This window comes from Sporosarcina aquimarina (genome assembly GCF_033253705.1).
GTDB lineage: Bacteria > Bacillota > Bacilli > Bacillales_A > Planococcaceae > Sporosarcina > Sporosarcina aquimarina.
Window position 1 is genome coordinate 33,083 of the sequence record NZ_JAUBDH010000004.1, and the last position, 21,308, is coordinate 54,390.

A 21,308-nucleotide genomic window follows, 5' to 3' on the forward strand; every position below is an offset into this window, starting at 1 on the left:
ATGTTTCATATCCTGGATAGATCAATGATATAGGAATTGTCTGAACAGTGTATTTTCACGTATACTTAACAAAACATGTAAAGGGGGGATGAGATGAAATTCGTCATTTCTCCATTAGGAGATACAGCTGTTGTGCTGGAATTTGGAAGAGACGATCTTGAAGAATCAGAGAAAAAGATTAGAACCGTTACGTCTGTCTTGGACTTAAAACAACCAGGCTGGTTCATCGAGTACATACCTTCGTATACGTCCGTTACAATTTTTTATAATGTACATTGGTTTAAAAAAGGGAGTCATCCATATGAGAAGGTGTGCACAGAAATCGATAAGTTATTGAAGCACATTGAACCTTATGAGTTAAATAAGAGGCGTACAGTGAGAATTCCTGTACTATACGGTGGTGAATATGGCCCGGATTTATCAATTGTTGCTGAATTGAATGGCATGACAATAGACGAAGTGATTGAAATCCATACAGCTGGCGTCTACACGGTTCAAATGCTAGGGTTTGCGCCGGGTTTCCCATTTTTGACGGGCATGTCTGCTAAAATTACTGCACCTCGAAAGAAAAATCCCCGGCTGAGTATACCGCCCGGATCTGTAGGGATAGCAGGCGGACAGACGGGTGTTTATCCCATACAGACTCCAGGAGGATGGCAGCTAATAGGACAAACGCCAGTTGAGTTGTTCTTACCTCAAGAGACACCTCCTAGCTTATTACGTGCTGGTGATCGGCTTGAATTCTTCTCTATCACAAAAGCACAATATAATGCGTATCGGGAGGGAGCAACATGATACAAGTAGTAAAGGCAGGATTGTTAGATACGATTCAAGACAGCGGAAGAATCGGCTATCAACAATTTGGTGTCATTCAAAGTGGAACAATGGATACAGTATCCAGCCGAATTGCTAACCTTCTAGTAGGAAATGCAAAAGGTGAATCAGTCCTAGAAGTTACGTTAGTAGGACCGACGCTATTGTTCAAAGAAGCCTGTCTTATTTCTTTGTGCGGCGGGGATTTTACGCCCGAAATCGATGGAATGCCAGTTCCGATGTGGAAGCCGGTTATCGTAAAAGAAAATTCTATTTTGACAATAGGTGCTGCTAAAAAAGGAAGTCGTCTAGTAATTGCGGTTGCGGGAGGATTTGACGTACCACGCGTTCTTAACAGTAGTTCTACATACTTAAAAGCTGCAATTGGCGGATTTCTTGGCAGAAGTCTGCAAAAAGGAGATTCGTTACCTATTAAAACGTTGGGAGAAAAGTCTAAAAGGATGTACGAGAGCCTTTTTGGTAAACTAACTGAATCCTTTTGTACGACGACCTGGTCTGTTGCACACCTCATTCGACCATTTGTCGGGGAATCTTATTCAATTCGAGTTTTAGCAGGGAGACAAAAAGATTTATTCACTAGTCAAAGCCAGAACTTCTTTCTATCATCTGATTACACGATCAATTCTCAATCAGACCGCATGGGCTACAGACTGCACGGCCCGCAACTTCTATTAACTGAAACAAAAGAGCTCCTTTCGGAAGCTGTCACATTCGGCACTGTCCAAGTACCAGCAAATGGACAACCGATTGTTTTGATGGCGGATCGGCAAACGACAGGGGGCTATCCGAAAATTGCTCAGGTAATTTCAGTGGATCTACCGCTGCTTGCTCAAGCAAAACCAGGGGATTCAATTCGATTTAAAGAAGTTTCCTTACATACCGCACAGCAATTACTGCAACAACTGGAAACAACTATTAGCGACCTGCGTTTAGGCATTGAGCTTAAACTAATTGCTGGAGGGATTCGATCATGTTATTTGTAGATATTAATTGTGACTTAGGAGAAAGTTTCGGTGCTTATCAGCTAGGAAATGATGCAGAAATAATGAAATTCATTACTTCTGCGAATATTGCCTGCGGTTTTCATGCGGGGGATTCGAAAACGATGCATAACACGATAGATCTTGCCTGTAAGTATAATGTTGCGATTGGCGCACATCCAGGATTTCCTGATTTAAATGGGTTTGGCAGACGAGAAATGAAGCTAACAGAGCGAGAGATATATGACCTGATGATCTATCAAATTGGAGCACTTCAAGGGTTTGTAAAGGCAGCGGGTACAACGCTGCATCATGTAAAACCGCACGGGGCTCTGTATAACATGGCAGCTAAAGATAAAAATATCGCAGGAGCTATTGCGTTAGCTGTCAAAGCAGTTGCGCCTGAGGCAATAGTATATGCCTTAGCGGGTAGTGAACTTATTCTGGAAGCAGGAGCGGCGGGTCTTATTACTGCAAATGAGGTATTTGCTGATCGTACTTACGAGCCGGATCTTTCTCTTACACCTAGGTCGCATCCGGGTGCAGTCATTCAAGATGAAGATGCGATGATCAGACAAGTGTTAAAGATGGTGAAAGCAGGGGTCGTGCCTACTAAGAATCACAAGGAAATTAAAATTCAAGCAGATACGATTTGTATTCATGGTGATCATATTCGTTCGTTGTATTTTGCAGAACGACTTAATGAAGAGCTCGTAAAAGAAGAAGTGACTGTTACAAAAACAGGTGATTTCATCCATAAGATTCGATAACTTTTATTAAAAGTGATGACTCATGAACGATGACGGAATCTTTGCTATACTTAATGCATGACAACACTTACAGCGAACCAAATCAGCCAATTACATAGTAATGGTGTCTATACTACACCACCTGAACACCCGCTTTTTTCATTAACAACGTTGACAACCTATTCTAGAGAAAAAGATGTACTGACAGTTCTGCAGACAGTCAGTAAAAGTCCAAATACAACTGTAGCCGCTTCGTTTTTCATGCGCCGATACGGAATGTTTACAGCGATGCAGCTTGTCCAATACATTCTATATGAAGAACTCTGGCAAGGGGGCTCCGATCATCTGGAGTTTGGCGCTGTTCAAGAATACGGTAATCAAACAATCAGTACTTTTCCGATTGTGGACGGTTGGATGGAAGCATCCATAGACCGTGCGGGAGAAGTTGTTCGTCAGATTCTTCTTCAAATCCAGATGGTCATTGAAGCACTAAGGTCCGCGGCTGCAATCTCACCAAATGTTTTGTGGGAAAACGTATTTGGTTTCTGGTTATGGCAATTCCACGTCATGTTGAATGATCCCGTGACGTCGGATGATGCACGTACAGTTTTAAATTACTTGAAAAGTGATGACTTATGGGAAGGCATTTCGTCACAATCGAAGTTTGCCACTTACTTAAATGGATGTGAGCCAACGGAGTTATTGAATACAACCGTGAGGAAAACGTGTTGTCTCTCAAAAGATGTACCGGGGCTCATGCAATGTGGTTTTTGTCCACTTAAGCAATGAGGGATCTTCTACTTTGTACGAAAAGCTATATAAGATTGCTTCATTGAATAGAGCGCGCCCATTGCTGCGCCACTATAGAAAAAACCCATAAAGATGCCTGCTGAAAGACTATGCGGATGACTGATAAATATTGACAGGGTCAAGGCAACAACAGTAGAAACTGTAGAAAGCCATGTAGGGCGAACACGAAACACCCATTTTGCAATTAAAATTACAGCAAATGTAACAGGTACTGCCCAGAAGGCATCCCAAATATTTGTATGGATTGTTGGGAATTCCGTCAACATGGAAACCACTCCTTTTAGAGCTTAGTGTGGAACCATTCATAAAAGACTATACATAGACTGGAGCTATTTACATGCCGATTCAACGACAAATGAAAATAAGAAGCCGCGGTATCCAGATTGGCACACTGCCAACGGGGGAAAATAATTGTTTAACCGATATTGAAGGCATACGCGTAGGCCATGTAACTCTTGACGAGCCTTTACAAAATGGGGAATACATTGCGACAGGTGTGAGTGCTATTCTTCCTCATAACGGCAATCCTTTCCGAGAAAAGCTAGCTGCAGCAAGCTGCGTTATAAATGGGTTTGGGAAGACTACAGGGCTTGTTCAGCTAGACGAATTGGGTGTGCTGGAATCCCCGATTATGCTAACAAATACATTTAGTGTTCCAGCTGCAACAGAAGGCGCGCTCCGATGGTTACTTGACCAAACACCAGAAATTGGAGACACAACAGGCACTGTCAATATTGTGGTGGGGGAGTGTAATGACAGCCGGATTAACTCGATTAGAGAGCTGTCTGTAACATCCAAACACGCCATACAGGCGATCGAAAATGCTTCCAGTGAACCGTCTGCAGAAGGTGCCGTGGGAGCTGGAAAAGGAATGGTCTGTTTCGGTTACAAAGGAGGAATTGGAACGTCTTCTCGTATCGTTGAATTAGATGACGCTACCGACTCGTATTCAGTAGGATGCCTAGTATTGAGCAACTTTGGTAAAAGGGAAGAGTTTGCTCGTGATAGATATATTAAACGGACATCTGCTTCACAACCCGATGCCCCAGAGCCTGCAGATGGATCGATTATGATTGTTCTAGCAACAGACGCACCTCTAGATAGCCGGCAGTTAAAGCGAATTGCAAAACGTGCAAGTGTCGGTCTTGCACGAACAGGAAGTCATTACAGTAACGGTAGTGGAGATATTGTCATTGCGTTTTCAACAGCACAAAGATTCCCGCACGATCAAAACGACGCGGTTGAAAAAGTAATCTGCCTCCGCGATAGCCACCCTGTCATGAATCAATTGTTCCAAGCAACAGCTGAAGCGACGGAAGAAGCTATTTTAAATTCGTTATCCCAGGCAGTTGAGACGACAGGTAGAAATGGGTTAACAGTTTATCCGATGCCGTTCAGTTAACTGTTCCATGTGAAACAATCGACTAACTAACCTATTAAACTGAAGTACAGAAAAGAAAAAGCCGATACAACGCAAGCGTTGTATCAGCTTTTTCTTATTATAGAATTACTTCCAGTGACCTTCGTTAATAAGCTTCTTCTTACCAACAAATGCGTAAGTAACTAAAACTATATTTAAAACTAGCATTATGATTAAAATGTAGAGTGCTATGTTGTAACTTTTTGTAATGTCGAAGATATAACCATAAGCAGGCAGCGCCACAATCCCTGCGATTGCAAGTCCTAATGAAGCAGTTGAGTAAATTTGGCTGTACTCACGGCTTCCAAATAAGCTGCTTGTAAGAGCTGGTGCTAGCGTACCTACAGAGTTTGATACAGTAAATCCAAATAATGTGGTGGAAAGGATGATAAGTAAAGAGCTGTTTGTTCCGAACAAAAGACCGAACACCGAAACAATCGCTAAGACCATTGCCAAATAGATTGTGTTCCGAGAACCGATTTTATCGACTAGAAATCCTAGAACTAGCGCGCCTAACAATACACCGATCAAATACCCTGCCATTGCATTTCCAGCAAAAATCGAGTCATAGCCAGCAGGAAGTGACACAATATAGGATGGGATATGAATAGCGAAACTTGCGATTGATACTATGAGTAAGAAGAACAAGAATAATGAATAGAATGCAGCAGACTTTCTTGCAATCGTAAATGTTATGCCTTTATCTGCTTCAGTATCAACAGGTTCTGCACCTACAGCTGCTTCTTCTTCCGCTCCGTAAGGCATAATCCCAACGGCTTGTGGTGACTTACGGATTAGGAACAGGATTGTAGGTACAACGATGATAATTGCTGCTATACCTAATGAAATATAACCTGTACGCCATCCAGCATCTGCAATTGTACGGCCGACAAGTGGTTGTGCTAGTGCACCAAGAAGTCCCTGAGAGGCCCCAATTAGTCCAAGTGCCATACCATTTTTCTTTTTAAACCATTGATTGACAATAACCGGACCGGCGATAACTGTATTGAATACACCACCAACTGCCAACGGTATAGAGAAAATATACCAACCCCAAACCGAGTTGCTGAAACCGAATGCAACGAATGCGCCGGCTTGTAAAATCATTGCAGCAATCAGTACAACACGAGTGTCATACTTTGCTAGGATTTTACCGCCAATCGGTAAGAAAATCATAGTTACTATTGAAGCAATACTAAAGTATATTGTTAAATTTCCTGTAGAAATTCCTAAATCTGATGTAGCTTCTGGGATAAACAGACCCGCTGAGTTATTAAGCGCACCTTTCCCGACACCGACAATAATACATAGTGCTACGAGTGTCCACCAAGCATAGTGGATTTTTTTCTTGGACTTCGCCATTCATTGCCACTGCTTTCTATATTAGATTTTACAATCAATATTTGTAGTCTCTGTTAAGGCGATCCGTAATTAGTGAGAATGTACTCTCATCATAAAAAAACTGCAATCATGCAGTTAGTCAAAGTAAGTGTGATAGGTTTTACAAGATATCGTCTAGCAGAGTCTGCAAAATAAATCAACTGTAAACCGAGCATACGCAAACTATAAGGAGATGTCAATAGTAATTATTTAAGATTAAAACTTCTGATTTCAGTATACAATTATTTAAGGTTCAACTAACTCAAATGTAGGAAAAGGACTCTATCCAACAACTTTCAGAGTAGATAGAAATCAATCAAAACCCGTTGGGTAACAATCATTCTTTATAATCAGTGCTATCCGTATAGTACCCATTCATTAATCGCTCACTTTTGGAATAATAGTATTGCAAAAACATTAAATAGCATAAAATATAATTTCATTATACTAAATTATCTTGTTATTATGAAAATATTTTGGTAGAGTTAATTAACAGTAAAATCTGACAGACTGTATTTTCTGTTATGAATTCGGAGGTCTTTATGAAACTATATATTTCCGTCGATATGGAAGGTATTACAGGGTTACCTGACGAGTCATTTGTAGACTCTCATCGGCACAATTATGAACGTGCCAGAAAGATTATGACGCAAGAGGCGAATGCAATTGCATCAGCTGCATTTGAAAAAGGTGTACAAGAAGTACTCGTGAATGACAGCCATTCTAAAATGAATAATCTGCTTGTTGAGGAGCTGCATCCTGATGCGGAACTTATTACCGGTGAAATGAAACCGCTTTCAATGGTTCAATCGTTAGATCATACATTTGCGGGAGCGGTGTTTGCGGGCTATCATGCTCGGGCGGGACAGCCTGGAGTCATGAGCCATACGATGATTTTTGGTGTTCGTAACATCTATATAAACGATGTGGTCGTAGGCGAGCTTGGCTTTAACGCATACGTGGCCGGTCACTTCGATGTCCCCGTTTTGTTAGTCGCAGGTGATGACGGAGCGTGTCGGGAAGCTGAAGCGCTTATTCCAGGCGTTGTCACGGCACCAGTCAAACAATCGATTTCTCGTTCATCTGTAAAAACATTGCATCCCATAAAAGCACAAGCCTTACTAAAAGAGAAAATGACAGAAGCTCTTGAAAAACGAACTGCTATAAAACCGCTTAAAGCACCAGAGAATCCCGTAATGAGAATTGAGTTTACAAATTACGGCGAGGCAGAATGGGCAGCTATGATGCCTGGATGTGTTATTGAAGAAGGAACAACCATTGTTCGTTTTGAAGCAAAAGATATTATAGAAGCGTATCGTGCCATGCTTGTCATGACTGAGCTCGCTATGCAAACGAAATTTTGTTAAGGAGGAAACAGCGTGCCGCTATACATTTTGAAGCGTTTCATCATGATGATTGTCACCATTTTAATTATTGCCACGCTTACCTTTGTACTGATGCGAGCGATACCAGGTTCGCCATTTGACGAAGAACGAACGTCAAATCCTACAATTCAAGCAAATTTGGAAAAGTTTTATAAACTGGATCAGCCAATGCCGATTCAATACTTAAATTATTTGAAGTCTATTGTGACATTTGACTATGGACCTTCTATAAAAAAGCCAAATGAATCGGTTAACACTTTACTTGCCAGGGGGTTCCCGATTTCCTTTGAACTTGGAATAGCGACCATTGTTGTCGCTGTCATATCTGGAATTATACTAGGGACGTTTGCTGCGCTCAGGCATAACGGCATTATCGATTACGGGGCGATGACCTTTGCTGTGGTAGGGATTTCAATTCCAAACTTTGTATTAGCAACACTTCTCATTCAGCAAGTGGCAGTCAATTGGGCGATACTGCCTCCAGCCACCTGGAGCAGTCCAAAACATATGATTTTACCCGTTATCGCGCTCGCTACAGGTCCGACTGCCATTATTGCCCGGCTCACACGTGCGAGTATGCTTGAAGTATTGACTCAAGATTATATTAAAATGGCACGCGCAAAAGGGTTAAAGCCATTTAGAATTGTCGCGCGTCACGCACTTCGTAATGCACTAATGCCTGTTGTTACGATCATGGGGACAATGCTTGCAGGGATTTTAACAGGAACATTTGTTATCGAAAAGATTTTTGCGATTCCGGGCATGGGGAAATACTTCGTTGAGAGCATTAACAATCGAGACTATCCCGTTATTATGGGCTCAACCGTTTTTTATAGCGCATTTCTAGTGTTCATGCTGTTTTTGGTGGACATCGTGTACGGGTTCTTGGATCCCCGCATTAAGCTTCACAAAAAGGAAGGTGAAGTCTAATGGTTACAAACGATACAAGAGCCTCCATTCCTGATGAGTGGTTTCGTAAAAAAGGCGAAGACCACGAACAAGCCGAAGCGGTTGTCAGGCCATCCCTTTCCTATTGGAAAGACGCATGGCGCAGGCTGAGGAAAAACAAATTGGCTATGGGTGGATTGGTCTTTTTAGTCATCTTGACCTTACTCGCCATATTTGGCCCGATATTTTCACCGTATGAAGTGACAGCGACAAGTTTAAGAAACCAAAACATGGCTCCAAGCGCTGCGCATTGGTTCGGAACAGACGAAATGGGCCGGGATGTATTCACCCGTACGTGGTATGGCGCTCGTATTTCGTTATTCGTGGGCGTCATGGCAGCATTGATCGACTTTTTCATTGGCATTATATATGGCGGAGTCAGCGGATATAAAGGCGGACGAACAGACTCATTCATGATGCGCATTATTGAAATTCTTTACGGTCTGCCCCATTTGCTAGTGGTCATCTTGTTAATGGTAGTGATGGGACCGAGCCTGACAACCATCATATTGGCACTCACCATTACGGGATGGGTAGGAATGGCGCGAATTGTGAGAGGTCAAGTATTGCAAATCAAGAATTATGAATTCGTCACGGCTTCCAAATCTTTCGGAGCACGGACGCCGCGTATTATTCGTAAAAATTTACTCCCTAATACGATGGGCCCCATTATTGTTCAAATGACACTGACTGTCCCAAGTGCAATCTTTGCTGAAGCATTTCTAAGTTTCTTAGGACTTGGTATTCAAGCGCCCTATGCAAGTTGGGGAGTCATGGCGAACGATGCACTGCCAGTAATCCTGTCGGGTGACTGGTGGCGATTATTCTTCCCGGCGTTCTTCATCTCGATTACGATGTTTGCGTTTAACGTACTGGGAGATGGGATGCAGGATGCGCTCGATCCGAAATTGAGGGGGTAATGAATGTGTTAGGACAACAGCTGGCAAGTCTGTCCAGTTTGACAGATGCTCCGCGTAGTGAGCAAGAATCATCTGGATACAGTCATGCCACAGAAGAAAAAAAGAGACTATCAAAAGTGATCTCACAAGATACGATGCTCTCAGTTCGCAATTTGGAAGTATCATTTAAAACGTTTGGCGGGGAAGTTCAAGCAATACGCGGTGTTTCTTTTGATCTTTATAAAGGAGAAACTCTGGCCGTCGTCGGGGAATCCGGATGTGGTAAAAGTGTCACAGCGAATACGATCATGGGGCTGATTCCACAACCTCCAGGCAGAATTCGAAACGGTGAGGTACTTTTCAAAGATAGAGATTTGACGAAACTAAGCAAAAGAGCATTACGGGAGATTCAAGGAGTAGATATTTCCATGATCTTTCAGGATCCAATGACTGCACTCAATCCAACGTTAAAAATCGGCGAACAATTAATGGATGGGTTACGCACTCACCATAAGGTCACGCGGGCAGAAGCGAAAAAGAAGGCAGTTGAAATGCTGAATCTCGTTGGGATATCCAATCCCGAAGAGCGGCTTAAACAATATCCCCATCAGTTCTCGGGGGGGATGCGCCAACGAATTGTTATTGCAATCGCGCTGATCTGTGAGCCTGAACTATTGATAGCGGATGAACCCACGACAGCACTCGATGTGACCATTCAAGCACAGATTCTAGAGCTATTTAATGAGATACAGCGAAAAACAGGTGTGGCGATTATTCTCATTACCCATGACCTGGGCGTTGTGGCAAAGATTGCGGACCGCATCGCAGTCATGTATGCAGGAAAGATCATTGAAATCGGGAATAAGCGGGAGATTTTTTACACCCCGCAGCATCCATATACGAAAGGCCTCTTAAACTCAGTACCGCGTCTGGACTTGCAAGAAGAAGAGCTCCAGCCCATTGAAGGTACGCCGCCGGACTTGTTTGCACCACCCGAAGGATGTCCCTTTGCAGCACGATGCCCTTTCGCCATGGAAGTATGCGATCGCGTTTATCCAGTAACTACAGAGTTAACTGCGCAGCATACCGTAGACTGCTGGCTGCAAGATCCGAGAGCTCAAGCCGCGCTATCTTAACTGTATGTGCTTTCGCATAGATCTCGGTAGCAGTACTCACCGTTGTCTGAAACGAAAAGTAACATTGCTCATCTCCAACGTGTACAAAGCATCAAAGGATTCATTATAAAAAAGGGGGAAGTCACATTGAAGAAGTGGATCAAGTTTGTATTGTTTACCGCACTAATCGTAGTACTAGCTGCTTGTACGGCAAACGAAGATGCAGGGAAGAAGCCTGAAGCAGGATCAGAAAACACCGGTAAAGAAAGCGATACCGATAAGTCTACAGCAGAAAAAGTACTCTATTTGAATAATGGGGAAGAACCTACATCATTTGACCCGTCCGTTGGTTTTAACGCGGTTTCATGGAGTGCGCTCAACAACTTAATGGAAGGTCTTACTCGTTTGTCTAAAGATCACTTGGCAGAAGAAGCCGCTGCTGAAAAGATCGACGTCTCTGAAGATGGTTTAACGTACACATTTACAATTCGAGATGGTGCAAAGTGGTCAAATGGAGACCCGCTTACAGCAAACGATTTTGTCTTTGCTTGGCAGCATATGTTAGATCCTGAAACTGCGTCTCCTGCAGCATTCCTAGCATACTTCATTGAAGGCGCTGAAGACTATAACAATGGAGAAGGCACTGTTGAAGATATTGGAATTGACGCACCTGATGAAAAAACATTTGTTGTAAAACTTACAGCTCCAAACGAAGCATTTTTGAATATTATTACAAACCCAAGCTTTTTCCCAATCAATGAAAAAGTTGCAACAGATAATCCTAAATGGTTTACCGAAGCAGATACATTCGTATCCAATGGTCCGTTCAAATTGGCACAATGGGACCACGACGTAAAGTTCGTATTTGAAAAGAACGAAAACTACTGGGATGCAGACAAAGTGAAACTAGACAAAGTCAATTGGGAAATGGTCAGCGATTCAACAACTGCGTACCAGATGTACCAATCAGGCGAGCTTGACAGCACAGATGTCCCATCCGAAATTGCAGAAGATTTGAAAGGCAATGATGAAGTGAAAATGGAAGACCAAGCGGGTCTGTACTTCTTCCGTTTCAATACATCAATGGAACCATTCCAAAACAAGAAAATCCGCAGAGCATTTGGTGAAGCGGTCAATCAAGAAGATATCGTCGAGTTCGTTACGAAGAATGGTGAAAAGCCGGCTCACGGTTTTGTTTCTTACGGATTCATCGGGCCGGATGGTAAGGAATTCCGTGACGCAGCAGGAGATCTAGTCGCTTTTGATCCTGAGAATGCGAAGAAATTACTAGAAGAAGGTATGAAAGAAGAAGGATACTCGGAGCTCCCTAAAGTGACGTTGACGTACTCGACAAGTGAGTCGCATCAAAAAATTGCAGTTGCTTTGCAGTCAATGTATAAAGAAAACCTTGGTGTAGATGTCGAGTTGCAAAACGTAGAAGCAGGAGTATTCCTTGCAGATCAAAAAGAATTTAAATACCAGTTCTCTCGCTCGTCTTTCTTGCATGACTATGCAGATCCTGTGAATGCACTCGAAAGTTTCATCACGGATTCATCGATGAACCGTACAACATGGTCAAATCCTGATTACGACAAACTGATCGAAGCGATTAAAAATGAAACAGATGAGAACAAGCGCTGGACATTGTTACAACAAGCGGACAAGATGCTGATGGACGAAATGCCAGTATTCCCACTTTACTATTACAACCAGTCAACATTAGAAAAGCCTGGCGTTACAGGAATTCTCCGTCACCCAGTCGGCTATCTGGATCTGAAGTTTGCTGACAAAGAATAAGTAGGAGAAAACTGTGTGCGTCGGGTGGTCGTCGCACACAGTTTTTATTGTCTGTACAGGGATAGAGGAGGACTAATGTATGAAAATCCAGTCAATTGAATGGAGTAGAGTTGCCGTTCCGTTAACAAAACCATTTAAAACCGCATTACGAACGGTGCACACCGCTTATTCAATTTATGTAAAAGTCACAACAGAAGATGGAAAAAAAGGCTGGGGTGAAGCACCGCCAACCCATGTCATTACAGGCGATTCGATGGCGAGTATTGCCCATGCAATTGAAGAAGTACTTGCGCCGAAGCTGATAGGGCTAGATATCTGTAACCGGGCGGAACTATTCACGGTCATGCATAAATCGATCATAGGGAATTCGAGCGCGAAAGCTGCGTTAGATATGGCCATACACGATTTGCTGGGTCAACTAGCTGGTATGCCTTTGTATCAGTTTTTAGGAGGCCATAAGAACACACTCGAAACAAATTTCACGGTAAGTGTGAATGATCCTGTAGAAATGTCAGAGGATGCGGTTCGCTATGTAGCAGAAGGATTTACAACTTTGAAGGTGAAGGTCGGTACAGGATCTGCCGAGTTAGACATTGAACGGGTGAAAGCGATTCGTGATCGGGTAGGGCCTACAGTTAAAATTCGATTAGACGCCAACCAAGGCTGGCAAGCAAAAGAGGCAGTTCGCACAATAGGATTGATGGAAGATGCGGGTCTTGGAATCGAACTTGTGGAACAGCCCGTCCATGCGGATGACATCGAAGGATTGCGCTACGTTACTCAACACACATTAACACCGATTATGGCCGATGAAAGTGTCTTTTCACCTAAAGATGCGTTGCGTGTATTACAAAATAGAGCTGCGGACCTCATTAACATTAAGCTCATGAAGTCGGGTGGCATTCACGAAGCACTCAAGATTAATTCACTTGCAGAAAGCTACGGAGTGGAGTGCATGACGGGCAGTATGATTGAAACAAAGCTAGGTATCACGGCTGCTGCACACTTTGCAGCAAGTCAGCCTAATGTAACGCGGTGTGACTTTGATGCTCCTCTGATGCTTAACGGCGATCCAATAGTAGGCGGAGTTCAGTATTCACAAAAGACCATCACACTTCCGCAGCAGACAGGGCTCGGCGTACAGATTGACTCATCTTGGTTAACGCATCATAGAACATCTGGAAACGAGGAGGAATTACGATGACAGAGTCACCATCCGTATTGTTGTCTGTGAAAAATTTGAAACGACATTTTGACGTAGGCAAAGGGAAAACACTAAAGGCAGTAGATGGACTGAGTTTTGACGTCTATAAAGGAGAGACTTTCGGTCTGGTTGGAGAGTCGGGTTGTGGAAAGTCGACTGCGGGAAGAACCATTTTAGGGTTGTATAACAACACGGACGGCGAGGTTTTGTTCGAAGGGGAAAACGTTCACGGTATGAACGATAAAGAACGTCAAAAGTTCTTGAAAAAGATGCAAATGGTTTTCCAAGATCCGTATGCTTCACTTAACCCGCGTTCCACAGTTTTTGAAATCATTGCGGAACCGATGGAAATCCACAAAATGTACTCATCAAAAAAAGAATTGCGTAAACGAGTTCATGAACTGTTGGAAGACGTTGGATTGAATCGTGATCATGCCAATCGGTATCCCCATGAATTTTCTGGCGGACAACGACAACGGATTGGGATTGCACGGGCGCTTGCACTTGACCCGGAATTCATCATTGCAGATGAACCCATTTCCGCTTTGGATGTATCTGTCCAAGCTCAAGTTGTGATGCTTTTTCAAAGGCTGCAGCGTGAGAAAGGGTTGACTTATTTATTCATCGCGCATGATTTGTCGATGGTCAAGTATATTTCAGATCGGATTGGCGTCATGTATTTAGGTCATCTAGTCGAGTTGACGACGAGTGATCAGCTATACAATAAGCCGCTTCATCCTTATACAGAAGCGTTATTGTCTGCAATTCCGATACCAGATCCTGATATAGAAGAATCGAGAGAACGCATATTACTAGAAGGAGAGCTGCCAAGTCCAATCGAACCGCCTTCAGGGTGTGTATTCCGTACACGATGCGCGTATGCGATGGATGTTTGTGCAGAGCGTAAACCGCAGTGGCTGGAAAAAGAGGAAGACCATTTCGTCGCATGTCATCTGCATGATGAAACGATTATGAAAGATAGTAGGAATCCAAGGAAACAAGTACAAGTATAAGTATAAAGGGGAGTTTGATGATGAAGAAATTACTGCTTACTGGATTTGAACCTTTTTTAGCCTATCCGCAAAATCCAACTATGCAAATCGTTGAGAAACTCCATGGTTCCGTCATAGGAGACTACATGATTAGCGGGAAAATTTTATCCGTCGACTTTAACGCGTCTGGATCAGAGTTACTAAGGCTTATTGAAGAAGAAGAACCCAATGCATTACTATCATTAGGGCTTGCAGGCGGCCGTCATAAGATGACTCCTGAGCGGGTAGCGCTGAATGTCAAAGACGGAGAGCCGGACAATAATGGGCACCAGCCAGTTGATGAAGTAATACGGCCAGGTGGCCCGCCAGCCTACTTTTCTACGTTGCCCATTCGTGAAATGGTGAATCGTTTGTCTGAGGAAGGACTGCCTGCTGCGATTTCGAATTCTGCGGGTACATATTTATGCAACAATGTTATGTATGAAGGGTTGTATTGGGCTGCAGAGCATAATCCTGAAATGTCCGCTGGATTTTTACACATACCAGCTTCATTTGAATTAGCTATTCAAAATGGAAAAATTCCGGGATGGTCTTTAGAAGATTTGCTTAGAGGAGTTACAATTTGTATTCGTACACTTTCTGAGTAGAAGTCTGTCAAATTGTTATTGTACAGTGTCTTTTCGTGTCGCGAATTGTCGTGAAATATGTAATAAAGACCATGGGCGAAATAGGATAATAAGGATAACTTTTGAAGAAGACCATTTATTTTAATGGTACGCAGTATATTGAATATTTTATAACTAAGAATTAGTAATCCCTTTATAGAGCGATTTACCATCACTGAAAAATAAATAATGACTATTCTAGGGAAATTTAATGTCGCTCGCACCGCCCTACTACTCACTTTGTTACACATTTGTCACAATTGAAATAATCTATGTATTTGGTATTCTGAAAAAATAGTATTGCCAACCTAAATATTGTGTAGTATAGTTGAAAAAGCTTATAAAGTCTGAAAATTACATCTACCTTTTTTTGTACATATCACCAAGGGCAAGGAGGAACTACGTTGGCTGAGACAGTTTTGGAAATTGAGAACCTGCGAACATCATTCAACATTAAAGGGAACTATTACGCAGCTGTGGACGGTGTATCACTAACTGTTCATAAAAATGAAGTCGTGGCGATTGTCGGTGAATCAGGATGTGGAAAAAGTGCACTCGCACTATCCATCATGGGTCTTCATAATGCGAAGACTACAAAACTGGAAGGTCAAGCAAACTTGAAAGGGCAGAATCTTCTGAGCCTGCCGGTAGAAAAGTTGAATAAGATTCGCGGAAAAGACTTGGGCATGATCTTTCAAGATCCGATGACAGCTCTTAATCCGCTCGCAACAATTGGCAGACAAATCGAAGAGCCGATGGACTATCATATGAAACTTTCAGGATCAGCAAAAAGAAAACGTGTCCTGGAGCTGCTCGAACAGGTTGGTATCAAAAACGGTCCACGAGTCTACAAACAATATCCTCACGAATTATCGGGTGGGATGAGACAACGTGTCGTCATTGCAATCGCGCTTGCATGTAATCCGGTAATGCTCATTGCTGACGAGCCAACTACAGCGTTGGATGTAACAATCCAAGCTCAGATTATGGACTTGATGAAAGACTTACAACGAATTACAGACTCTGGCATCATTCTTATCACTCATGACCTTGGAGTCGTTGCAGAAATGGCAGACCGCGTAGCAGTTATGTATGCGGGTCAATTCGTGGAGATTGCAGACGTGAATACATTATTCGCCAAACCATTGCATCCTTACACACGCTCACTATTGAGCTCAATCCCTTCTAACATGACAGATAAGGAAGAGCTGCATGTAATAGAAGGAATCGTACCGTCGATTCAGAACTTAGATCGCGAAGGATGCCGCTTCGCACCTCGGATCCCATGGATTTCTGAGGAAGCGCATGAAGACAATCCAACGCTCCATGAAGTGGAACCAGGACATTTTGTACGCTGTACGTGCTACAAAGACTTCCACTTCCCAGAAGAACGAGTGGAGGATGAAAACTATGTCACTACTTAATGTAAAAGATTTAGAAGTACACTTTCCAATCCGCGGAGGTTTCTTCCGCAGGGTAGTCGATCAAGTACGTGCAGTCGATGGAGTCAGTTTCGAATTGGAACCTGGTGAAACGTATGGGCTAGTTGGAGAGTCAGGTTGTGGGAAAACGACAACTGGACGCGCAATTATCGGACTTAACAAAGCAACTGGCGGGGAAGTCTTGTTCAACGGACAGAATCTTGCAAACATGAATAGTCACGATCGCAAAAAACATATTCGAGACATTCAAATGATTTTCCAAGATCCTTATTCTTCACTAAACGGGAGAAAGAATGTCCTGAATATCATTGCTGAACCACTTCGCAACTTCGAACGGTTATCGCCTAAAGAAGAGTTGACACGGGTACAGAACATGATTGAGCGTGTTGGCTTAAGTCCAGAATCGATTTACAAATACCCGCACCAATTCTCAGGCGGACAGCGTCAACGAATCGGGATTGCGAGAGCACTAATGCTCAATCCAAAACTGATTATTGCAGACGAACCTGTTTCAGCATTAGACGTATCTGTACAGGCTCAAGTTTTGAACTTTATGCAAGAGATTCAAAAAGACTTTGGATTAACTTACTTATTCATATCCCACGACCTCGGCGTCATTAAACATATTTGCGATCGTATCGGCATTATGTATAAGGGTCGTTTTGTTGAGGAAGGTACAGCTAAAGATGTGTATACGAATCCGCAGCACTTATACACGAAACGGTTAATCGCATCGATTCCAGAAATGGATCCTGAAAAACGTTTTGAGAAAAAGGAAATCCGTGAAGAAATCAACAACGCATACCGAAATGAATACGATAGCTACTTCGACAAAGACGGCAGGATGTTCGACTTGAAACCGCTTACGCCCACACATTCAGTTGCTGTGCAGCAAGGGGGTATGTAAAGATGGTTAAGTTTGTCATTCGACGCATGCTCGTCATGATTCCACAGCTCTTCTTGTTAAGTCTCATCATATTTGTACTGGCAAAACAAATGCCGGGTGATGCAGTTACAGGAGCATTCATGGGGAATCCGAACGTGACTGCTGAACAAGTGGAAAAAATCCGTGAACAATATGGATTGAACGATCCTTGGTACGTACAGTACGGGGCGTGGGTAGGAAAAGCTGTCAAAGGTGATTTAGGACAATCCTATACTCACAAGCAGCCGGTTACCTCGCTGCTGGCTGGACGCGTAGTAAACACAGTGACTTTATCGCTCTTTGTCTTAATCGTTTCCTATGCAGTCGCTATACCGCTAGGCATAATAGCGGGGAGGTGGACGGACTCCTGGGCGGATAAACTGATAGTCACCTATAACTACTTTTCGTTCGCTACACCGTTGTTCGTATTTGCATTACTTATGTTGTTCGTGTTCGGTTTCATACTCGGCTGGTTCCCAACTGGAGGCAGTGTTGATATCCGAATCGAATCAGGCACCTTTGCACAATTCATGAGTAAATTACATCACTTAGTACTGCCAGGATTGTCCGGAGCTTTACTTGCAACTTTCGGAACAATCCAATATTTACGGAATGACATTATCGATACAAAGTTAAAAGACTTTGTTAAAACAGCACGCTCGAAAGGTGTCCCTGAAGGTAAAGTCTACACACGGCACATTTTGCGTAACTCTCTGTTGCCAATCGCAGCATTCCTAGGATATGAAATTACAGGATTGATTGGCGGTTCAATTTTCTTAGAAACCATCTTTAGTTATCCAGGCCTCGGTCAGCTCTTCATTCAATCGATTACAGGACGCGACTTCACCGTCGTAACAGCTATTGTCATGATTTCAGGAACAGCTGTTATTGTCGGAACCATGCTCTCAGATGTCATATTGAGTGCAATCGATCCGCGTATCCGAATTGAATAGAATAGCAGATGAGGAGGGAGCACAGATATGGTTACAGTAAATCAAAAAGAATTGATTGCTAAAGAAAAAGCGAATAATCCGTCACTGTTAAAAACGATTTGGCGGGAAATCAGACACGATAAGATGGCAATGATTTCGTTAGTGTTGTTACTTGGTATTATTATCACGGCGTATAGCTCACCGTTATTTATCGACCAGGAACAACTGCAGCGTGTTAATTTCTTGGAAACATGGGAAGAACCTTCCGAAACCCATCTGCTTGGAACGGATGATGGCGGAAGAGATGTATTCGGTCAATTACTCATAGGAACGAGAAACTCCTTTACAATTGGACTCAGTGTGACACTTATCGCCGGTCTGTTTGGTTTAACAGTCGGTCTGATCGCAGGATACTTCGGCGGTTTGGTGGATAACGTCATTATGAGAATAATAGACTTCTTGCTGGTATTACCGAGTACGATGTTCATCATCGTATTCATCGTAATCGTCCCGGACTACTCAGTGTTTACATTCGTCTTAATGATGAGTGCATTCGCCTGGTTCGGAAAGGCCAGGCTTATTCGATCCAAAGGGCTTGCCGAACGAGAATTGGATTACATCAATGCATCCAAAACACTCGGCACACCAAGTTGGAAAATCATGTTCTTTGAAATGTTCCCGAATTTAAGCTCACTTGTCATTGTAAATATGACATTGACGCTCGCGGGTAACATCGGTCTTGAGACCAGTTTGACATTCCTAGGTTTTGGACTTCCGGCAAGTACTCCGTCTCTCGGGACGCTGATTGCATTTGCGACAAATCCGGATATCGTTCAAAACAAATGGTGGGTATGGTTACCTGCATCGTTACTGATTCTAATAATGATGCTGTGTATAAATTACATCGGGCAAGCGGTGAAACGCGCGTCGGATGCAAGACAAAGATTGGCTTAAAAAAAGGGGAGGTAAGACAATTGAAGAAAAGAAGTTTAATGTTGCTGGCAAGTCTAATGCTCGTCCTCAGTGTATTCCTAGCTGCTTGTAATGGCGACAATAGTGCTGACGGCGGAAAAGACACAGGTAAGGATAAAGGAAAAGACGATGGGAAAACAGAACAAGGCGGAGAAGATACTACAGCAAAACTTGACTTCCCACTAGATGTATCAAATGATGCTGAACCAATGGAAGATGGAGAAATGACAATTGCAATGGTTGCTGGTGAGCCATTCGAAGGTACATTGAACCGTAACTTCTATTCAGGTACTTATGACGCTGAAATCCTTAGTTATTTTGACGAAGCACTTCTAGATACAGATGGTGACTATTTGATCACTAACGATGGTGCTGCAACATATGAACTTTCAGAAGATAACAAAACACTAACTTTGAAAATCAAAGACGGCGTAAAATGGCATGATGGAGAGCCAGTTAAAACTAGCGATCTCCTTTACTCTTATGAGCTTCTAGGACATCCTGATTATGCAGGAAACCGTTATGACTTCATGATTGAAAACGTAGTAGGTATGCCTGAATACCACGAAGGTAAAACAAAAGAAATCTCTGGTATCGAAATCATTGATGATCAAGAGATGAAGTTCACGTACACTGAAGCAACACCTTCAATCCTTTCAGGATTCTGGTCATATGCAACTCCACGTCATCATGTAGGAGACGTTATGACTGGCGAAGTTACTATCAAAGATCTTGAATCTTCAGACAAAATACGTGTAAATCCAATCGGTTTCGGTCCTTACAAAATTGACAAGATTGTACCAGGTGAGTCTGTTCTTTACTCACGTAACGATGACTATTGGAGAGGCAAGCCGGCTCTTAAGTCAATCGTACAAAAAGTTGTAAGCCCAGCAACAATTGTTGAATCAGTTAAAAAAGGCGATATCGACCTAGCTAGTATCCCAGCAGATCAGTACGAAACAGTTAAAGACGTTGACAATATCGAATTGTTGGCACAAGTTGACTATGCATACACGTACATTGGTTTCAAACAAGGTAAGTGGGATGCAACTAAGAAAGAAAACGTAACAGATCCAGATGCAAAAATGGCAAGCAAAGAACTTCGTCAGGCAATGTGGTATGCAATGGATAACGCGACAATTGGTGAAAAACTTTACCACGGTCTTCGTTTCCCAGCAACATCACTAATCATTCCTGTATTTGAAAGCTTCCACGATGAAAGCGTTGAAGGACGCATGTTTGACCCGGAAAAAGCGAAACAACTTCTTGATGACGCTGGCTTTGAAGATAAAGATGGCGACGGATTCCGTGAAGATCAGAATGGTGAAGAATTGGTTATCAACTTCGCTTCTATGTCAGGCGGAGAAACTGCTGAGCCAATCGCTAAAGCTTACATGCAAAACTGGGCTGACGTTGGTTTGAAAGTTGAACTAGTTGACGGTCGTCTGCACGACTTCAACGCATTCTACGACATGGTTGAAAATGATGATCCTAAGATTGACATCTACCAAGGTGCTTGGGGAACTGGTTCTGACCCAGATCCATCTGGTCTATACGGCCGCACAGCATCATTCAACTACACTCGCTACACTAGCGAAAAGAACGACGAGTTGTTGAAAGCTGGTACTTCTGAAAAGGCATTCGATACTGAATACCGTAAAGATATCTACAACCAGTGGCAGGAGCTTATGTTTGAGGATGTTCCAGTTGCACCAACGGTTTACCGTTATGCACTAACATCAGCTAACAAGCGCGTAGTTAACTACTCAATCGATCCAGGTTCAGATCTTCGTCTGTTCCAGATGGGGGTTGCTGAATAAGTCACGAAATGTAACCGTCCCTTACAAAAGGGACGGTTT

General features: G+C 42.9%; 20 protein-coding genes. 18 read left to right on the plus strand and 2 right to left on the minus strand.

Annotated features, from left to right (window positions below; all coding sequences use genetic code 11):
• Positions 1 to 93: 93 nt before the first annotated feature.
• Genes pxpB through QT716_RS07335 form a run of 4 tightly spaced genes read left to right on the plus strand, consistent with a single transcriptional unit; the run spans position 94 to position 3,352 of the window.
• Positions 94 to 795, plus strand: a complete 702-nt coding sequence (pxpB, locus tag QT716_RS07320) for a 5-oxoprolinase subunit PxpB (protein ID WP_317935413.1) — start codon at positions 94 to 96, stop codon at positions 793 to 795.
• Entirely contained in the window at positions 792 to 1,817 is a 1,026-nt protein-coding gene (locus QT716_RS07325) for a 5-oxoprolinase subunit C family protein (protein WP_317935414.1), read from the plus strand. The genes pxpB and QT716_RS07325 overlap by 4 nt, the downstream gene beginning before the upstream one ends.
• Positions 1,805 to 2,584 carry a LamB/YcsF family protein gene (locus QT716_RS07330; protein ID WP_317935415.1) on the plus strand — a complete coding sequence of 260 codons (780 nt, stop codon included), beginning with the start codon at positions 1,805 to 1,807 and terminating at the stop codon, positions 2,582 to 2,584. Before QT716_RS07325 ends, QT716_RS07330 begins: the two co-directional genes overlap by 13 nt.
• Before the next feature lie 57 nt (positions 2,585 to 2,641).
• Positions 2,642 to 3,352 carry a hypothetical protein gene (locus tag QT716_RS07335; RefSeq protein ID WP_317935416.1) on the plus strand — a complete coding sequence of 237 codons (711 nt, stop codon included), beginning with the start codon at positions 2,642 to 2,644 and terminating at the stop codon, positions 3,350 to 3,352.
• 8 nt (positions 3,353 to 3,360) lie between these two features.
• Here the strand turns inward: QT716_RS07335 and QT716_RS07340 are convergent, their stop codons facing one another.
• Positions 3,361 to 3,639: a hypothetical protein gene (locus QT716_RS07340; RefSeq protein ID WP_317935417.1), complete on the minus strand. Its 279-nt coding sequence runs from the start codon at positions 3,637 to 3,639 to the stop codon at positions 3,361 to 3,363.
• Positions 3,640 to 3,728: 89 nt separating this feature from the next.
• On the opposite strand from QT716_RS07340, the gene QT716_RS07345 reads away from it, so the two are divergent.
• A complete protein-coding gene (locus QT716_RS07345) occupies positions 3,729 to 4,775 on the plus strand; it encodes a DmpA family aminopeptidase (protein ID WP_317935714.1) in 1,047 nt (348 codons plus the stop codon).
• 105 nt (positions 4,776 to 4,880) lie between these two features.
• Here QT716_RS07345 and QT716_RS07350 read toward each other — a convergent pair whose 3' ends face one another.
• Entirely contained in the window at positions 4,881 to 6,155 is a 1,275-nt protein-coding gene (locus QT716_RS07350; RefSeq protein ID WP_317935418.1) for an MFS transporter, read from the minus strand.
• Between the two features lie 560 nt (positions 6,156 to 6,715).
• Here QT716_RS07350 and QT716_RS07355 point away from each other — a divergent pair.
• From QT716_RS07355 to opp4A, 13 genes are all read left to right on the plus strand, one after another.
• Positions 6,716 to 7,540 (plus strand): M55 family metallopeptidase, encoded by an 825-nt coding sequence (locus QT716_RS07355; RefSeq protein ID WP_317935419.1) that lies wholly within the window; start codon positions 6,716 to 6,718, stop codon positions 7,538 to 7,540.
• A gap of 12 nt (positions 7,541 to 7,552) precedes the next feature.
• Entirely contained in the window at positions 7,553 to 8,488 is a 936-nt protein-coding gene (locus QT716_RS07360) for an ABC transporter permease (RefSeq protein ID WP_317935420.1), read from the plus strand.
• Positions 8,488 to 9,426, plus strand: coding sequence for an ABC transporter permease (locus tag QT716_RS07365; protein WP_317935421.1), 939 nt, complete (start codon positions 8,488 to 8,490; stop codon positions 9,424 to 9,426). The genes QT716_RS07360 and QT716_RS07365 overlap by 1 nt, the downstream gene beginning before the upstream one ends.
• A gap of 134 nt (positions 9,427 to 9,560) precedes the next feature.
• Complete coding sequence (locus tag QT716_RS07370) at positions 9,561 to 10,541, plus strand: ABC transporter ATP-binding protein (protein WP_317935715.1); 981 nt, start codon at positions 9,561 to 9,563, stop codon at positions 10,539 to 10,541.
• A 126-nt stretch (positions 10,542 to 10,667) separates the two neighbouring features.
• Positions 10,668 to 12,317 (plus strand): peptide ABC transporter substrate-binding protein, encoded by a 1,650-nt coding sequence (locus QT716_RS07375; RefSeq protein ID WP_317935422.1) that lies wholly within the window; start codon positions 10,668 to 10,670, stop codon positions 12,315 to 12,317.
• Between the two features lie 79 nt (positions 12,318 to 12,396).
• Positions 12,397 to 13,521: a mandelate racemase/muconate lactonizing enzyme family protein gene (locus tag QT716_RS07380; protein ID WP_317935423.1), complete on the plus strand. Its 1,125-nt coding sequence runs from the start codon at positions 12,397 to 12,399 to the stop codon at positions 13,519 to 13,521.
• Positions 13,518 to 14,534, plus strand: a complete 1,017-nt coding sequence (locus tag QT716_RS07385) for an ABC transporter ATP-binding protein (protein ID WP_317935424.1) — start codon at positions 13,518 to 13,520, stop codon at positions 14,532 to 14,534. The genes QT716_RS07380 and QT716_RS07385 overlap by 4 nt, the downstream gene beginning before the upstream one ends.
• A 20-nt stretch (positions 14,535 to 14,554) precedes the next feature.
• Positions 14,555 to 15,160, plus strand: coding sequence for a pyroglutamyl-peptidase I (gene pcp / locus QT716_RS07390; RefSeq protein ID WP_317935716.1), 606 nt, complete (start codon positions 14,555 to 14,557; stop codon positions 15,158 to 15,160).
• Between the two features lie 422 nt (positions 15,161 to 15,582).
• Complete coding sequence (locus QT716_RS07395; protein ID WP_317935425.1) at positions 15,583 to 16,602, plus strand: ABC transporter ATP-binding protein; 1,020 nt, start codon at positions 15,583 to 15,585, stop codon at positions 16,600 to 16,602.
• Positions 16,589 to 17,527, plus strand: a complete 939-nt coding sequence (locus QT716_RS07400) for an ABC transporter ATP-binding protein (protein WP_317935426.1) — start codon at positions 16,589 to 16,591, stop codon at positions 17,525 to 17,527. Before QT716_RS07395 ends, QT716_RS07400 begins: the two co-directional genes overlap by 14 nt.
• 2 nt (positions 17,528 to 17,529) lie before the next feature.
• A complete protein-coding gene (opp4B, locus tag QT716_RS07405) occupies positions 17,530 to 18,498 on the plus strand; it encodes an oligopeptide ABC transporter permease (RefSeq protein ID WP_317935427.1) in 969 nt (322 codons plus the stop codon).
• 27 nt (positions 18,499 to 18,525) lie between these two features.
• A complete protein-coding gene (locus QT716_RS07410; RefSeq protein WP_317935428.1) occupies positions 18,526 to 19,431 on the plus strand; it encodes an ABC transporter permease in 906 nt (301 codons plus the stop codon).
• Between the two features lie 20 nt (positions 19,432 to 19,451).
• Positions 19,452 to 21,269: an oligopeptide ABC transporter substrate-binding protein gene (opp4A, locus tag QT716_RS07415; protein WP_317935429.1), complete on the plus strand. Its 1,818-nt coding sequence runs from the start codon at positions 19,452 to 19,454 to the stop codon at positions 21,267 to 21,269.
• The last annotated feature ends 39 nt before the right edge of the window (positions 21,270 to 21,308 follow it).

Bases quoted from the DNA above. Each gene is read 5' to 3' on its own strand.
- QT716_RS07355 (WP_317935419.1), top strand. From the start codon at position 6,716: ATGAAACTATATATTTCCGTCGATATGGAAGGTATTACAGGGTTACCT.
- QT716_RS07410 (WP_317935428.1), top strand. From the start codon at position 18,526: ATGGTTACAGTAAATCAAAAAGAATTGATTGCTAAAGAAAAAGCGAAT.
- QT716_RS07350 (WP_317935418.1), bottom strand. From the start codon at position 6,155: ATGGCGAAGTCCAAGAAAAAAATCCACTATGCTTGGTGGACACTCGTA.
- QT716_RS07335 (WP_317935416.1), top strand. From the start codon at position 2,642: ATGACAACACTTACAGCGAACCAAATCAGCCAATTACATAGTAATGGT.
- QT716_RS07385 (WP_317935424.1), top strand. From the start codon at position 13,518: ATGACAGAGTCACCATCCGTATTGTTGTCTGTGAAAAATTTGAAACGA.
- QT716_RS07400 (WP_317935426.1), top strand. From the start codon at position 16,589: ATGTCACTACTTAATGTAAAAGATTTAGAAGTACACTTTCCAATCCGC.
- QT716_RS07330 (WP_317935415.1), top strand. From the start codon at position 1,805: ATGTTATTTGTAGATATTAATTGTGACTTAGGAGAAAGTTTCGGTGCT.
- QT716_RS07365 (WP_317935421.1), top strand. From the start codon at position 8,488: ATGGTTACAAACGATACAAGAGCCTCCATTCCTGATGAGTGGTTTCGT.
- QT716_RS07380 (WP_317935423.1), top strand. From the start codon at position 12,397: ATGAAAATCCAGTCAATTGAATGGAGTAGAGTTGCCGTTCCGTTAACA.
- QT716_RS07325 (WP_317935414.1), top strand. From the start codon at position 792: ATGATACAAGTAGTAAAGGCAGGATTGTTAGATACGATTCAAGACAGC.
- pcp (WP_317935716.1), top strand. From the start codon at position 14,555: ATGAAGAAATTACTGCTTACTGGATTTGAACCTTTTTTAGCCTATCCG.
- QT716_RS07345 (WP_317935714.1), top strand. From the start codon at position 3,729: ATGAAAATAAGAAGCCGCGGTATCCAGATTGGCACACTGCCAACGGGG.
- opp4B (WP_317935427.1), top strand. From the start codon at position 17,530: ATGGTTAAGTTTGTCATTCGACGCATGCTCGTCATGATTCCACAGCTC.
- QT716_RS07340 (WP_317935417.1), bottom strand. From the start codon at position 3,639: ATGTTGACGGAATTCCCAACAATCCATACAAATATTTGGGATGCCTTC.
- pxpB (WP_317935413.1), top strand. From the start codon at position 94: ATGAAATTCGTCATTTCTCCATTAGGAGATACAGCTGTTGTGCTGGAA.
- QT716_RS07370 (WP_317935715.1), top strand. From the start codon at position 9,561: ATGCTCTCAGTTCGCAATTTGGAAGTATCATTTAAAACGTTTGGCGGG.